The sequence below is a fragment of the Algihabitans albus genome (assembly GCF_003572205.1).
In the GTDB taxonomy this organism is placed as follows: Bacteria; Pseudomonadota; Alphaproteobacteria; order Kiloniellales; family DSM-21159; genus Algihabitans; species Algihabitans albus.
This window is the reverse complement of record NZ_QXNY01000006.1, coordinates 74,863-88,818: the sequence shown is the minus strand read 5'-3', so window position 1 is coordinate 88,818 and position 13,956 is coordinate 74,863. Positions and strand designations below refer to the sequence as shown.

Below are 13,956 nucleotides of genomic sequence, written 5' to 3'. Positions count from 1 at the left end.
GACCTTTCGGCCCGAGCCGGGTCGCAAGCCGCTCCGGCGTCAAGTTGCCGAGGCTTGTCTGCGGCGCAGCAGATAGATATCCATGATCCAGCCATGCCGCGCGCGCGCCGCCGCCCGGGCGGCCACGATTTTCGGGCCGGCGTCGGCCAAGGACCCGCTGAACAGCAGTTCCTCGGCCATGCCCAGGTAGGCACCCCACCAGATCGTCGCACCGTCGCTCGGCAGAGTTTGGAAAGCGCAGTCGCCGTCCAGCATCACGACCAGAGTGTCGCTCCCCTCCGGCCAGCCGCCGTCGCGCAGCCGGCGCCCAGTTGTCACCAGGACCGGCGCGCCGATCTCGTTGAGCGGGATCGCATGGGCGGCGGTCAGCGCCTGGATCGCGGTGATGCCGGGCACGACGCGCAGGCGCGGCGGAGGGTCGAACCGCCGCGCGATGCGAAGGGAGCTGTCGTAAAGCGCGGGGTCGCCCCAGACCAGGAGCGCCACCCGCTCCGGCGCCGCTGTTTGGGCGGCGATGGCCTCGGTCCAGGCCATGGCGATGGCCTCGTGCCAGTCGCGAACGCCCGCGCCGTAGTCGGGGTTGTCTCGATCCCGCCGGGGCAGGTCGAACTCGAAAACCCGGGCCGCGCGGTTGGTGAGCACCCGCGCGCAAATGAGCTTGCGCAGATCGGCGAGATCCGCCTTGTCTCCGCCCTTGCGCGGAATCAGGATCAGGTCGGCCGCGTTGATGGCCGCGGCGCCCTGATACGTCAGGTGATCGGGGTTGCCGGTTCCGATCCCAATCAGCGCGAGCTCACGCAAAGTCGTCTCCCGAATCGGTTTCGGCCAGCGGGCCGTAGAGGATCAAGGCCGGCGCGGTGCCTTGCTCCCCCGCCAGTCTCGCTGCCAGCTCCGCCACCGTGCCGCGATAGAGGCTTTGCTCCGGCCGGCCGACAGCCTCGGCGAGCAGCGCCGGCGTTTCGGGCGCGAGCCCCGCGTCGAGCAACGCCTCGGCCAACGCGGGAAAGGTGCGCCGGCCCATGAAGACCACGGTCGTCGCTCCCGGATCGGCCAAGGGACCCAGGTCGATATCCCGGGGCAGAGCGCCGCTGGCATCGTGTCCGGTCACGAACTGGACCCGCCGCGCCGTCAGTCTCCGGGTCAGGGGGATGCCGGCCGCCGCCGCCGCCGCACAGGCCGAGGGCACGCCGGGAACGATCTCGTGTTCGATCCCCGCCGTCCGGAGGGCGACCAGTTCCTCCTCCAACCGCCCGAAGATGCCGGCATCGCCGGATTTGAGCCGCACAACGCGGGCGCCGGTGGCGGCATAGTCGACCAGCAACCGGCTGACATGAGTCTGTTTCGGCGAGACGCGCCCGGCTCGTTTGCCGACCCCCACCAGGTCCGCGCCGCTGCGCGCATAGGCCAGGATCGGCCCGGCCGAGAGGTCGTCGAAGAGAACGGCGTCCGCCGCCTTCAGGCGCTTCACCGCCTTGAGCGTCAGCAGGTCGGGATCGCCTGGGCCGGAGCCGACGAAGCTGACGAAGCCGGTCATCGGCCCGCCTCGGCGATCACGTGAAAGAAGCTGCCGGTGACGCCGCCGCGCGTGGATCCCGTTTCGGCGACCGGATTGCCGTCGGCATCGCTCACGCGGGCCAGCGGCGCGTCGGGCTGCTCCAGAATCGTGGAGTAGTGAAACTCGTGTCCACGCAGCCGCGCACCCGCCTGGAAACCCGGCATGGGGGCCGTGAGGGCGGCCGCGCGATAGCCCAGATGGAAGCTGCGCTTTTCGTAGCTGGTGACCAATCCGAGAAGGTCGGTCATGCGATGACGCTCACCGTCCTTGTCGATCAGCGCCCGGCCCAAAACCATGTAGCCGCCACATTCGCCATGCACCGGCCGCGTCCGCGCATGCTGCCGCAGTCCGCTGCGAAAGCGCGTCGCCGCAGCCAGCGCTCCGGCGTGCAGTTCAGGATAACCGCCGGGAAGCCAGACGAGATCGCTCGCCGGATCGGGAGCTTCGTCGGCCAGCGGCGAAAAAGGCTGGATCTCCGCACCGGCGGCGCGCCAGCCTTCCAGGATATGCGGATAGGTGAAGGAGAAGGCCGCATCCTGCGCCAGGGCGATGCGCTGGGCCGGCGGCCGGGGCAGCCGGCCGGACTTGCCGTCGGCGACGGCTCTGCGGCCCGCGGCCGCGCGGATCGCGGGCAGGTCGGCATGGGCGCGCAGAAAGGCCGCGTAGGCGGCGATGGCCTCGTCCAGATCGGGATGCTCCACGGCTTGAACGAGCCCGAGGTGACGTTCCGGCAAGGTCAGGTCGCCTCGGCGGGGCAGGACGCCGAGAACCGGCAGCCCCACGCCCTCCATGCCCAGGCGGATCAGGCGCTCGTGCCGGGGACTGGCGACGCGGTTGACGATGACGCCGGCAAAGGGAAGGTCTTCCCGGTAGCGCGCGAAGCCCAGCGCGGTGGCGGCCGCCGACTGCGCCTGTCCTCCGGCATCGAGCACCAGCAACACCGGCCAGCCCATCCGGTCGGCGGTCTCGGCGCTGGAGCCCCACCCGGTCGCGCCGCGAGTGGCGACCCCGTCGTAAAGGCCCATCGACCCCTCGGCCACGACCAGATCCGCGCCCTCCGCCTTGGCCGCGATGGCCGCCAGCAGATCGGCGTCCATCGCCCAACTGTCGAGGTTGAAGGAGCGGCGCCCCGCGGCCGCCCGATGAAAGGCCGGGTCGATGTAGTCCGGCCCGCTCTTGAAGGGTTGCACGCTCAGCCCGTCCTCGGTGAAGGCGCGCAACAGGCCCAGCATCACCGTGGTTTTCCCGCTGCCCGAACTGGGCGCGGAGATCATCAGGCCCGGGGGATCAATCATCGCGGCCGGTTCCGTTTCCTCCGGCCGAAGACGGCCGAAAGCGGCGGTCGTAGTCGGCGGCGTAGAGGCGGCTGTCCTCGAAGCGCTCCGCCGCCAGCGCCGGCCCGACGAGAATCAGCGCCGTGCGCTCGAGTCCCTCGCCGACAGCCGCTTCGAGCGTGGCCAGGGTGGCGCGGATGACCCGCTCCTCCGGCCAGCTTGCCCGATAGACCACGGCGGCCGGACAGGCGGCGCCATAGGCCGGAGCCAGCTCCGCCACGATCTCCCCGAGCCTGTGAATCGACAGGTGGATCGCCAGCGTGGCGCCCGTCGCCGCGAAGTTGGTCAAGCTCTCGCGCGGCGGCATGGCGGAGGCGCGGCCCGGCGTGCGCGTCAGCACCAGAGATTGGGCCAGTCCGGGCAAGGTAAGCTCGACGCCCAGAGCCGCCGCCGCCGCAGCGAACGACGGCACCCCGGGCGTGACGCTGACCGGAATGCCTTCCTCGCGCAGGCGGCGCAACTGCTCGCCCATGGCCGACCAGATCGAGAGATCGCCGGACTGCAGCCGCGCCACGTCATGACCCTGCAAGTGGGCGGCGCGGCACTCCGCGACGATAGCCTCCAGGTCCAGCGGGGCCGTGTCGACCAGGCGCGCGGCGGGCGGACAATGGGCCAGCACCTCCCGCGGTACCAGGGAGCCGGCGTAGAGGCATACCGGGCAGGCGGCGATCAGGTCACGGCCGCGCAGAGTGAGGAGTTCGGGCGCGCCAGGGCCGGCACCGATGAAATGAACGGTCATTTCGCGGTCCCTTCGGCGATCGCGCAGGTCGCCTGGCGATCCGCCGAGATGCAGCGTTTCGACAGCAAGCGTGAACCGTGACCCGCGCCGGCGAGAGCGGTCGCCTCCGCAACGCTGCCCGTCCCGCGCCTCTTCAGGACTTCAGGGCTTTGGGTCGCGGTCGCCGTTTCCGTCACGGCAGCTGCGGCGACCGGCCGGACGGGAAGGCTCAGCGCCTGGGCCAAGGTCAGCAGACATTCTGACTCAACCTTGTCGTCCGGCGCGCAGAGGGCCGCTACGGCAAGTTCGCCGGCGGCTTGGTCCAAGGCATCGCGCAGACTTTCCGGCGTGGCCGAACCGCGAAAGCCGAATCCCGCCACGATCATAGCGTCACGCTCCACTGCACCAGGGGATAGGCGGCGCGCCAGCCGCGTCTGGCGCCGAGCGGCGCCGCCTCCGACAGGCAGACGCGCAGAAGGCCGCCGCCCTTGCAGGCCTGCCAGGCCATGAGCAGCGCCTCGGACTCCAGGGTGACGGCATTGGCCACCAGCCGGGTTCCTTCGGGCAGGCGTCGAAAAAGATCGGACAGCAGCGCCTCCGACAGGCCACCGCCGATGAAGACGGCATCCGGGTCGGGCAGGTTTTCCAGAGCCGAGGGGGCCTCGCCGACGATCAGGTTCAACCGGTCCACGCCCAGTCTGTAGGCGTTGGCGCGGATGCGCGCGGCGCGATCGGGTTGCGACTCGATGGCCGTCGCTCCGTTCGCGGGATGAGACAGCAACCACTCGATCCCGATAGAGCCGGCACCGGCCCCGATGTCCCATAGGTATTCGCCGGCGGCAGGGGCAAGCGCCGAGAGCGAGAGCGCGCGCAAGGGGCGCTTGGTGATCTGCCCGTCATGCTCGAACAACGCGTCGGGTCGGCCGGATGCCCCGGGAACCGCCGGTCCGGCGCCCGCCGCGTCCAGGGCGACGCAGACCGGATGGGCGATATCGGTCAGATCCATCGCCTCGGCCGTCGTGCGGCGCAGGCGCTCGCGCGGTCCGCCCAGGGCCTCCATCACCGTCATGAGCGTCGGACCGAAGCCGACCTCGGTCAGCCACGCGGCGAGTTGCCCCACGGCCGCGCCGTCGCGCAGCAGGACCAGCAGCTTGGCCCCTGGGCTCAGATGCGGACGCAGGCGGGCAAGGGGGGCGGCGTGCAGGCCCAGGCAAGCCGTCGTCTCCAGCGGCCAGCCGAGCCGAGCCGCAGCCAGCGACAGCGTCGAGGGAGCCGGCAGGGCCGTCCACTCGGCAGCCTCCAGGTGGCGCGCCAGAACGCTGCCGGCGCCATGCCAGAAGGGATCGCCGGACGCCAGCACGGCAACGGGTCGGCCGCGCCATTCCAACAGTCTCGGGATACCTTCGGCGAAGGGCGCGGGCCAGGCGACTCTGCGGCCAGCGATGTCCGGCAGAAGATCGAGGTGACGCGGTGCACCGAAGATCGCCTCGGCCGCCTCCAGCGCCTTGCGGCTTGCGGGAGACAAGCCTTCGGCGCCATCTTCGCCCAGGCCCACGATGGTCAGCCACGGAACCTCAACCATGACACCCAACCTGCTCGTTCTCGGCGGAACCAGCGAAGCAAGCGAACTGGCGCGGGAGCTGGCGGCGCGCGGTCTGACGGCCACGCTGTCCTACGCCGGCCGCGTGGCCCGGCCGCGCCGTCAGCCCCTGCCCTGCCGCGTCGGCGGCTTTGGCGGCGCCGACGGCTTGGCGGCCTACCTGCGCGACAGGCGCGTGACTCATGTGATCGACGCCACCCACCCCTTCGCGGCCCAGATCAGCCGTAATGCGGTGATCGCAAGCGCGGAGGCCGGAGTCCCGCTGCTCGGGCTCACCCGGCCGCCCTGGAGGCCGCAGGAGGGCGACGACTGGCTGGAGGTGCCGGATATCCCGGCCGCCGTGGCGGCTCTGGCAGGACCGGCGCGACGCGTCATGCTGGCGGTCGGCCGTCAACCGCTGGCCGCCTTCGCGGAACAGCCCCAGCACCACTATCTCCTGCGTCTCGTGGATGAACCGGAGCGCCCCCCGCCCCTGCCGGACCACAGCCTCGTCATCTCCCGCGGCCCCTTCTCCGTGCCGGAAGACACGGACCTGCTGCGGCGGCATCGCATTTCCCTGCTGGTGGCGAAAAACGCCGGCGGCAGTGGCGCCGTGGCCAAGCTGACGGCGGCACGGGCGCTGGCTCTGCGCGTGATCCTGGTGGCGCGGCCGCCGCTGCCGGCGCGTCGGGAGGTCGAGAGCGTCGCGGCGGTCTGCGCGTGGCTGGATCATGAAGCCTCCGCCGGGACCGCAGCCGAACGCGGTGTATAGACCAACGGCCCCGCCGGCCGGTCGATCACGCGGGTCTGGCTGGAGCCGACGATCACCAGGGTGCGCATGTCGGCCAACTCCGGTGTCGCATCGGGCAGGCGGAGGACGCGGAGACTTTCGGCCCCGGTCGAGACGGCCCGCGCGAAGATCACCGGGCGGGCGTCTCGGCAGATGGCCTGCAGCAGCGCAAGAGCACGGGCGAAACCTTCCGGCCGCGCCTGGGAGCGGGGATTGTAGAGCGCGATCGCGAAGTCGGCTTCCACCGCCAGGCGCAAGCGCGTCTCTATCAGGGACCAGGGCTTCAGGTTGTCGGAAAGGTTGAGGGTGCAGAAGTCGTGACCCAGGGGAGCGCCGGCCCGCGCGGCTGCGGCCAGCATCGCCGTCACGCCGGGCAGCACGCGGATGTCCAGGCCGCGCCAGGCCGCGGGCCCGGCCTCGAGCGCCTCGAAAACCGCCGCGGCCATCGCGAAGACACCCGGATCGCCGGAGGAGACCAGGACGACGCGCCGTCCGGCGGCGGCAAGTTCGAGAGCGAGTCGCGCGCGCTCCAACTCCACGCGGTTGTCGGAGGCGTGACGCAGCAAGTCGCTGCGCGGGGCGACGCGGTCGACATAAGGCGCATAACCCACGAGGTCACTGGCCCTGGCCAAGGCCTCCGTCACCTCCGGCGTGACCAGCGCCTCGGCACCGGGTCCGAGCCCCGCGACGGCCAGCCATCCGGTCACGGGCGCCGCCCCTGGCCGTGAACCAGAACGATGGAGAAATACGGGGCGCTGAGCTGCTCGGCCTCGCTGAGCTTCACGACCCGCTGGTTGGCCATGCTCGCGTTCTCGACCAACCAAGCCGACTCCAGACGGCCGGTCCTGGCCAGAGCGTCCCTTACGCGCGGCAGGTTGCGGCCCACCTTCATGACGACCAGGGCGTCGCTTTCGGCCATACGCCGTACCAGCTCCGTTTCGGGCAGCGTCCCGGTCAGAACGGTCAGCATGTCGTCGCCCCAGGTCATCGGCAGGCCGGTGGCCGTCCAAGCCGCCGACATCCCGGTGATCGCCGGCACCACCTGGATCGGCAGGCTGTCCCTCAGGCGCGTGTAGAGATGCATGAAGGAGCCGTAGAAGAAGGGATCGCCTTCGCAGAGCACGACGACGTCTTCACCGGTCCGCGCCAGAGCCTTTAGACGGTCGCAGCACTCCGCGTAGAACGCCGCCAGGATGCCTTTATAGCTTGGGCTGTCGAAGGGAATTTCGGTGGTGACGGGGTATTCCAGCGGGTACTCGCGGACACCCTCGGGCAAAAGTCCCTCGACGATCTGACGGGCCTGACCGGGCCGCCCGGCCTTGCGGAAGAAGGCGAGATGTCGGGCGCCACGCAGCAAGCGGTCCGCACGCACAGTCATGAGATCGGGGGCGCCGGGGCCCAGACCCAAGCCGTAGAGGGTGCCGCAATCCGCCGGCTTCCTGTTCATTCGCTGCGGCTCGCGATGGCATTGACTGCGGCCACGGTCATGGCGCTGCCGCCCAGCCTGCCCTCGACCAGGCAGCAGGGAACCGGTTGGTCCGCCCAAAGCGCCGCCTTGGACTCGGCGGCGCCGACGAAGCCGACCGGGCAGCCGACGATCGCGGCCGGGCGCGGACAGACCGGGTCCTCCAGCATGTTCAACAGATGAAAGAGAGCCGTCGGCGCGTTGCCGATGGCCACCAGAGCGCCGGCGAGGTGCGGGCGCCACAGCTCCAGGGCGGCGGCCGAGCGGGTCGTGTTCAGCGTCTGGGCGAGATCGGGCACCCGGGGATCCTGCAGGGTGCAGATCACCCTGTTGCCGGCCGGCAGGCGGGTGCGGGTCACGCCCTCGCCGACCATGCGGACGTCGCACAGGATCGGCGCCCCGCCCTCCAGCGCCGCACGCGCGGCAGCCACGAAGCCCTGGGAAAAGCGAATGTGCGGCGCGAGCTCCACCATCCCGGCGGCATGGATCATGCGGACCGCCAGCGGTTCCTCCTCGGATGCGAAGTCGGCCAGCGCAGCTTCGGCCCGGATGGTGGCGAAGGACTGCCTGTAGATCGCCGCGCCGTCGGTCTCGTAGAGATGCGGCATCAGAGAACTCCGTGACGCTCAAGCAGGCTGCCGGGCGTCAAGCCCCGCTCCTCCGGCGCATCCCAGGCGCAACCGTCCCGCACCAGATCGAAGGCGCCGTCCCGCCCGACCAGAGTCACGGCTGCAGATCGCGGCCGCGCGCAGCCCTTGGCACAGCCCGAGACGTGCAGGCGCCGGCCGGCTCGAGAGGAACCCCACTCTGCGGCCAGGGACTGCGCCAGAGCGCGCGTGTCGACCGTGGCGCTTGCGCAGGCCGGCGCGCCGGGACAGGCATCGACGGTCATCAGGGGATCGCCGGACCTCTCGATGAAGGGAGCGACCTGCACCGGTCGGGCCGCCTCAAGCAGAAGTACCCGCCAGGGCGTCACCCGCAGCGCCGCGGCGCCGCTGCGCTGAAGCAGCTTGTCGAGCGCGGCCGCCGGAATCTGGCCGAAAGGCACGCCGTAGGCAAAGCCGAGCCCGCCTGCCGCAAGCTGAAGGGATCCCGGTTCCAGAGGCGGGGCCGGAGGCGCCGCAGACCGTTGCGCCAGGCCGTCGGGCAGTCGCCGATGGCGCAGGTGGCGCGCCATGCGGCCGGCCTCCGCTCCTCCGCTGTCGGCAAACCAACGAGCCAGGGCGATGATGGCCGGCACCGCCCGTTCAAGACCGACCAGCTGACCTTGCGGTGCCCCGTCGGCCCGGACGACGAGACCCGCGTCCGGGCCGCCCGCTGCGCGCTCGACGCGAATGTCCGCGGACACTCCGCTCAGGAGCGGCCGAAGACCGGCATCCACCGCAAAGCCGAACTTGGGCGGCAAGTCCGGCAACTCCGGCAGGCGCGCGGTCAGGGCTTCGGCGATGCGCAGGGTCTCGTCGCCGTCGCGCCAAAGCGGCGTCACCACCAGATTGCGCCGAGACTCCAGCATCGGATGGGCGTCAAGCAGTCCCAAACCATCGAGATCACGCAGCAAAGCCGGGTGGCTGGCGGCGCGCACCCCCCGGATCTGGAGGTTGGCACGGCTGGTCAAGTCGATCACGCCGTTGCCGTGGCGCCGGGCCGCTTCCGCGAGGCCGAACGCCTGCTTCGCCTCCAGGTGGCCGAGATGCGGCCGCACGCGCACCAGCAGTCCGTCCCCCGAGTCCATCGGGTTGTAGGCGCCGGGACAGTGGCCCTTTCCTACCGGCCGGATCATGCCGTCCGCTCCAGCGAAGCGACAATGGAGTTGCGCCGGGTTTGCCAGAGTCCGGCCGCGTGCAGTGCGGCGAAACGGCCTTCCATCGCCGCAAGGGCACCCGGGTTTTCCCGCGCCAGGAAATCGCGGACCACCGGGTCACCCAGCGTGGCGTCGTGGTAGAGGTCGAAAAGCTGAGGTGCGACGACGCCGGCCAGGTGGGCGAAGGCCGCCAGGTGATCCAGCGTCGCGGCGATCTCGGCGGCACCGCGAAAACCGTGACGGCGCATGCCGGCCAGCCACTCCGGGTTGGCGGCGCGTGCCCGGACCACCCGTGCCACCTCTTCGCGCAGGTGACGCGCGCGTGGTCTGTCAGGATCGCTAGTGTCCAGATGGTACAGCCTGGCCCGGCCGCCGGTCAGGGCCTGGGCGGCGGCGAAACCGGCCTGGTGGGCGGCATAGTCGGCGGCCAGCAGCAGGTCGGTTTCCGGAAGGTCCTGCGGGTGCACGAAGGCTTCGGCGCCGGCCACGCGCGCGGCAAGGCCCTCCGGGTCGCGGGTCGCGCGCTCGCCCTCCAGAGCCCAGGCGCTGGCCGCGAGCCAGGCCTCGCCCGCCGCCAGCCGTCCTTCGGGCGTATAGTCCTCGGCGGCCGCGCCCAGGCCGAGACCGTAGCTGCCCGGTGCCGGGCCGTAGACACGCGGCTCCGGCTGCCGGCCGGCATAGGGGTTCCAGTCCGGAGCCTCGTCGCGGGCGCAGACTGCGCGCACCGCTTGGGCGAAGAGTGCGGAGAGCGTCGGGAAGACATCGCGAAACAGACCGGAGACCCTGAGCGTCACGTCGATGCGCGGCCGGTCCAGCAGCATCAGGGGCAAGATCTCGACGCCGCTCACCCGCTCCGATCCTTCGTCCCAAATCGGCTTCGCCCCGAGCAGATGCAGCGCCATCGCAAATTCCTCGCCCGCCGTGCGCATGGTGGCGGAGCCCCATAGGTCGATCACCAGATCGCGCGGCCAGTCGCCTTCCTCCTGCAGATGACGGCGCAGCAGCTCCTCCGCGAGGCGCAGGCCCTGCGCATGGGCGGAGCGGGTCGGGACCGCCCGCGGGTCGGTGGTGAAGAGGTTGCGGCCCGTGGGCAACACGTCGCTGCGGCCACGGTACGGGGATCCCGAGGGGCCGGCCGCAATCCGGCGACCGGCCAGTGCATCGGTCAGGGCGGCGCGTTCGCCGGCGACGGAGTCCGCCGTGGCGAAACCGGCTTCGGCCTCGGGTGCGCGACCGTAGACATGCAGACCGTCGCCGAACTGGCTGTCCTTGATATCGCAGACGAAGCGGTCGATCCGGCCGATCGCCTCGGCGGGACAGGCGGCGGCGTCCAACCCAAGGTCGGCTTCGACGCCCAGCGACCGCGCTTCTTCGCGAATGTCGTTCTGAAGGCGGTCGCGTCGCCTGGGGTCCAGGCCGTCCGCGTTGGAAAACTCGTCCAACAACGTTTCCAGCCGCGCCAGGCGTTCCGGCGTCGCGCTCCGACGCAAGGGCGGAGGGACGTGGCCCAGGGTGACGGCAGCGATTCGGCGCTTGGCCTGAGCGGCCTCGCCGGGATCGTTGACGATGAAGGGATAGATGACGGGCAGATCCCCGATCAGAGCCTCGGGCCAGCAGCCCTCCGAAAGCGCGACGGCCTTGCCGGGCAGCCATTCCAGCGTGCCATGAGCGCCGATGTGGATCAGCGCGTCGCAGTCAAAGGCTTGGCGGAGGAAGAGGTAGAAGGCGACGTAGGCGTGGCGCGGCACGCGCGAGAGGTCGTGATAGTCGTCATCACGTCGTCCCGGGGTGCCGCGCTCGGGCTGCAGGGCGACCAGCGCGGCCCCGCGCCGGGTCGCGGCGAAGTGAAAGGCCCCGTCGTGACAGTCAGGATCGGCTTCGGGAGCGCCCCAGGCCTTATGCAGCGCCTGCCGAAGAGACTCCGGCAGAGTCGGCAGAGCCTCGCGGTAGGACTCCAACGGCCAGGACAGGCGGTCTTCGCGCAGCGTTTGGGAAAGAGGTCCCCCGCCCGCCACCGCATAGCCTTGCGCCGCGAGATCTTCCAGCATGGCCTCCGCCGAGCCGAGCGCGTCGAGCCCCACGGCATGGGCCATCTGCCAGTCCTTGCCGGGATAGGTCGAGAGAACCAGCGCCAGGTGTTTTGCCGCCACCGGCTTTTCCCGCAAGCGGGCCCAGGCGGCGACCCTGGCGGCGATCGCCTCGATCCGGTCGGGCTGCGCGCGATGGCTGTAGCGGGCGAACTCCAACTGCGGATCGCGCCTGCCGGGTTCCTTGAAGGAGGCGACGCCGGCGAAGATCCGTCCGTCGACCTCGGGCAGCACCACGTGCATGGCCAGATCGGCGGGGGACAGACCGCGTTCGGCCGCAGCCCAAGCCGCCTCGCTGGAGGTGGCCAGCGCGATCTGAAACACCGGTACGCCGGCCGCGTCCAGGGGAGAGGCGCCGTCGTCCCCGCGTCCCGAGAAGGCCGTGACGTTGACGACCGCAACCGGACCGGCGCCCGCGACGTGGCGGGCCAGCCAGCCGGCGGCCTCCGGAGCCTTCAGGGAGGGCGCGAAGAGTCCGGCCACGTCGAAGCCGCGACGGCGCAGTGCGGCGAAGAGCGTCTCCAAAGGGTCCAGGTCGGCAGCCGCCAGGTAGGCACGGTAGAAGGTGACCAGCACGCGCGGCCGCCGCTTTGCGGGGTCGAAAAGGGCGAAGGGGCAGCAGTTGCCCAGCTCCGGCGTCCAGGCACCGACCGTCGGCAGGGTCTTGGCTCCGATGACCGGAGCGGCATAGAGACCGGCGGCGAGGGCCAACTGCGCGAGCGCCGCCTGGGCCGCGACGGCGCCGCCGCCGTCGCAGAGCTGCGTCAGGCGATGCAGCGTCGAGGCCGGCAGGGTCGAGGCGGCCTCGAGCTGCGGGTCGGGGCGCCCGTCGGCCGGCAGGACCGCCAGCGCGATGCCCCGTTTGCGGGCCAGACTCTCTATCTGCTGAAGGCCATAACTCCAGTAGGACGCGCCGCCGATCAAACGGATCAGAATGCCTCGGGCGCCGTGGAGCGTCCGCTCCGCGTAGGTGTCGAACGAGAGAGGATGCTTCAGGGCCGCCAGACTGCCGAGCCTCAGGCTCGGCAGCCTCTCGCCACCGGCCCGCCGCGCCAGATGCCATCCCGCCGCGAAGGCGCCCAGGTCGCTGTCGGAGAAGGAGAGCACCACCAGGTCGGCCGGGCTCTGGCCCAGATCGACAGGCGTCTCCGTTTCTTCCAGACCGTGGCTTTCGCGAAAGATGACATGCATCGTCCGGAGTCAGTCCGTCAGCGCCGTACGGACCGCCTTTTCATCGAGCGTATCGTGTTCGGCAATCACCACCAGGCGGCCCTGCCGGGCCTCGTCCGGCCGCCAGGGCCGGTCGTACTGGGTCCGCACGCGCGCGCCGACCGCCTGGACCAACAGGCGCAGAGGCTTTCCAGAGACGACGGCGTAGCCTTTGACCCGCAGGATGTCCTGCCGCTCGGCCAGCGCCTCGATCCGCGCCGCCAGGGCGAGCGGGTCCGACTGCTCCGGCAGATCGACGATCAGGCTCTCGAACTCTTCGTGGTCGTGATCGTCGCCATCGGGCGAGTCGTGATGCGACGGGCGCGCGTCCAGATCGTTCTCGGCGGCGGCGCCCAGGCCCAGAACGATGCGCGGGTCGACGCTGCCCTCCGCCACCTCGATCATCGGCAGACGACGCGGCGTCTCCGCCGCGATGGCGTCGCGCGCGCGGGCGATCCCGGCTTCTCCCGCCAAGTCCGGCTTGGTCAGAAGCACGATATCGGCGCAGGCGATTTGATCCTCGAAGACTTCGGACAAGGGTGTTTCGTGATCCAGGCTGTCGTCGGCCCGGCGCTGAGCCTCGACGGCCGCGGTATTGGGCGCGAAACGGCCGGCGGCCACCGCTTCGGCATCGGCCAGCGCGATCACGCCGTCGACCGTTATGCGTGACTTGATGTCGGGCCAGTCGAAGGCCTTGAGCAGCGGCTTAGGCAGAGCCAGGCCCGAGGTCTCGATCAGGATATGGTCGGGACGCGGATCCAGCGCCATCAAGGCTTCGATGGTCGGAATGAAGTCGTCCGCGACGGTGCAGCAGATGCAGCCGTTGGCCAGTTCCACGATGTTCTCGGCCGGGCAGTCCGGGACGGCGCAGGACTTCAGGATCTCGCCGTCGACGCCGACATCGCCGAACTCGTTGACCACCACGGCCAGACGTTTGCCGCCGGGGTTCTGCAGCAGGTGGCGGATCAGGGTTGTTTTCCCGGACCCGAGGAAACCGGTGACCACCGTGACGGGCAGTTTCGACAGATCAGTCATCTGCGATCTCCAAGGGCGGGATGCGGGCAATGCAGTTCTTGCGGAATTTCGCAGGGCGCTCGCGCCAAGGCACGATGCCATCGGGCGTCGCGAGATAGCGCGCGGCGCCATCGACGATCCCGTCGATATCGTGCGTTTCGTCGAGGTTGCCGTAGACGTAGGTCCAGCGGCCCCTGCCGCGCAGCACGATCGAACAGCCTTGCGAACAGTTCGACAGACACTCCACGGCGCGCAGGTCGATATCCTGCGGCAAAGTCCGGTCGGCCAGAGCGCTATGAAGGAGGGCGCCCGCGACGGGCCTGTCCGTCTCCAGCGGTTGACCACGCCGGCAGGTCGTGCAGACCAGGAGTTCGATAGGTCCGCTCATTGGCGCAGCGCCAAGC

General features: G+C 70.6%; 14 protein-coding genes. 1 reads left to right on the top strand and 13 read right to left on the bottom strand.

The window, feature by feature from the left end; genetic code table 11:
• Positions 1 to 39 precede the first annotated feature (39 nt).
• The 6 genes from cobF to cbiE are packed head-to-tail and all read right to left on the bottom strand — an operon-like array spanning position 40 to position 5,189.
• Positions 40 to 801 (bottom strand): precorrin-6A synthase (deacetylating), encoded by a 762-nt coding sequence (gene cobF / locus DBZ32_RS17175; RefSeq protein ID WP_119168480.1) that lies wholly within the window; start codon positions 799 to 801, stop codon positions 40 to 42.
• Positions 794 to 1,534, bottom strand: coding sequence for a uroporphyrinogen-III C-methyltransferase (cobA, locus tag DBZ32_RS17170; protein ID WP_119168479.1), 741 nt, complete (start codon positions 1,532 to 1,534; stop codon positions 794 to 796). Before cobA ends, cobF begins: the two co-directional genes overlap by 8 nt.
• The gene (locus tag DBZ32_RS17165; protein ID WP_119168478.1) at positions 1,531 to 2,850 is read right to left on the bottom strand and encodes a cobyrinate a,c-diamide synthase; all 1,320 of its coding nucleotides are present in this window, start codon (positions 2,848 to 2,850) and stop codon (positions 1,531 to 1,533) included. The genes cobA and DBZ32_RS17165 overlap by 4 nt, the downstream gene beginning before the upstream one ends.
• Positions 2,843 to 3,628: a precorrin-4 C(11)-methyltransferase gene (cobM, locus tag DBZ32_RS17160; protein WP_119168477.1), complete on the bottom strand. Its 786-nt coding sequence runs from the start codon at positions 3,626 to 3,628 to the stop codon at positions 2,843 to 2,845. Before cobM ends, DBZ32_RS17165 begins: the two co-directional genes overlap by 8 nt.
• Positions 3,625 to 3,993 carry a cobalamin biosynthesis protein gene (locus DBZ32_RS17155; RefSeq protein ID WP_119168476.1) on the bottom strand — a complete coding sequence of 123 codons (369 nt, stop codon included), beginning with the start codon at positions 3,991 to 3,993 and terminating at the stop codon, positions 3,625 to 3,627. Before DBZ32_RS17155 ends, cobM begins: the two co-directional genes overlap by 4 nt.
• Positions 3,990 to 5,189 carry a precorrin-6y C5,15-methyltransferase (decarboxylating) subunit CbiE gene (cbiE, locus tag DBZ32_RS17150; protein WP_119168475.1) on the bottom strand — a complete coding sequence of 400 codons (1,200 nt, stop codon included), beginning with the start codon at positions 5,187 to 5,189 and terminating at the stop codon, positions 3,990 to 3,992. Before cbiE ends, DBZ32_RS17155 begins: the two co-directional genes overlap by 4 nt.
• On the opposite strand from cbiE, the gene DBZ32_RS17145 reads away from it, so the two are divergent.
• Positions 5,188 to 5,958, top strand: coding sequence for a cobalt-precorrin-6A reductase (locus tag DBZ32_RS17145; RefSeq protein WP_119168474.1), 771 nt, complete (start codon positions 5,188 to 5,190; stop codon positions 5,956 to 5,958). The genes cbiE and DBZ32_RS17145 overlap by 2 nt on opposite strands.
• Here DBZ32_RS17145 and cobJ read toward each other — a convergent pair.
• The 7 genes from cobJ to DBZ32_RS17110 are packed head-to-tail and all read right to left on the bottom strand — an operon-like array spanning position 5,916 to position 13,940.
• Positions 5,916 to 6,683 (bottom strand): precorrin-3B C(17)-methyltransferase, encoded by a 768-nt coding sequence (gene cobJ, locus DBZ32_RS17140; RefSeq protein ID WP_119168473.1) that lies wholly within the window; start codon positions 6,681 to 6,683, stop codon positions 5,916 to 5,918. The genes DBZ32_RS17145 and cobJ overlap by 43 nt on opposite strands.
• Positions 6,680 to 7,423, bottom strand: coding sequence for a precorrin-2 C(20)-methyltransferase (locus tag DBZ32_RS17135; RefSeq protein ID WP_119168472.1), 744 nt, complete (start codon positions 7,421 to 7,423; stop codon positions 6,680 to 6,682). The genes cobJ and DBZ32_RS17135 overlap by 4 nt, the downstream gene beginning before the upstream one ends.
• Positions 7,420 to 8,049: a precorrin-8X methylmutase gene (locus DBZ32_RS17130; RefSeq protein WP_119168471.1), complete on the bottom strand. Its 630-nt coding sequence runs from the start codon at positions 8,047 to 8,049 to the stop codon at positions 7,420 to 7,422. The genes DBZ32_RS17135 and DBZ32_RS17130 overlap by 4 nt, the downstream gene beginning before the upstream one ends.
• The gene (gene cobG / locus DBZ32_RS17125; RefSeq protein WP_119168470.1) at positions 8,049 to 9,221 is read right to left on the bottom strand and encodes a precorrin-3B synthase; all 1,173 of its coding nucleotides are present in this window, start codon (positions 9,219 to 9,221) and stop codon (positions 8,049 to 8,051) included. Before cobG ends, DBZ32_RS17130 begins: the two co-directional genes overlap by 1 nt.
• On the bottom strand, positions 9,218 to 12,520 hold the full coding sequence (gene cobN / locus DBZ32_RS17120) for a cobaltochelatase subunit CobN (RefSeq protein ID WP_119168469.1): 3,303 nt from the start codon (positions 12,518 to 12,520) through the stop codon (positions 9,218 to 9,220). The genes cobG and cobN overlap by 4 nt, the downstream gene beginning before the upstream one ends.
• Before the next feature lie 9 nt (positions 12,521 to 12,529).
• On the bottom strand, positions 12,530 to 13,573 hold the full coding sequence (cobW, locus tag DBZ32_RS17115) for a cobalamin biosynthesis protein CobW (protein WP_119168468.1): 1,044 nt from the start codon (positions 13,571 to 13,573) through the stop codon (positions 12,530 to 12,532).
• Positions 13,566 to 13,940, bottom strand: coding sequence for a DUF1636 family protein (locus DBZ32_RS17110; protein WP_119168467.1), 375 nt, complete (start codon positions 13,938 to 13,940; stop codon positions 13,566 to 13,568). The genes cobW and DBZ32_RS17110 overlap by 8 nt, the downstream gene beginning before the upstream one ends.
• Positions 13,941 to 13,956: the final 16 nt, after the last annotated feature.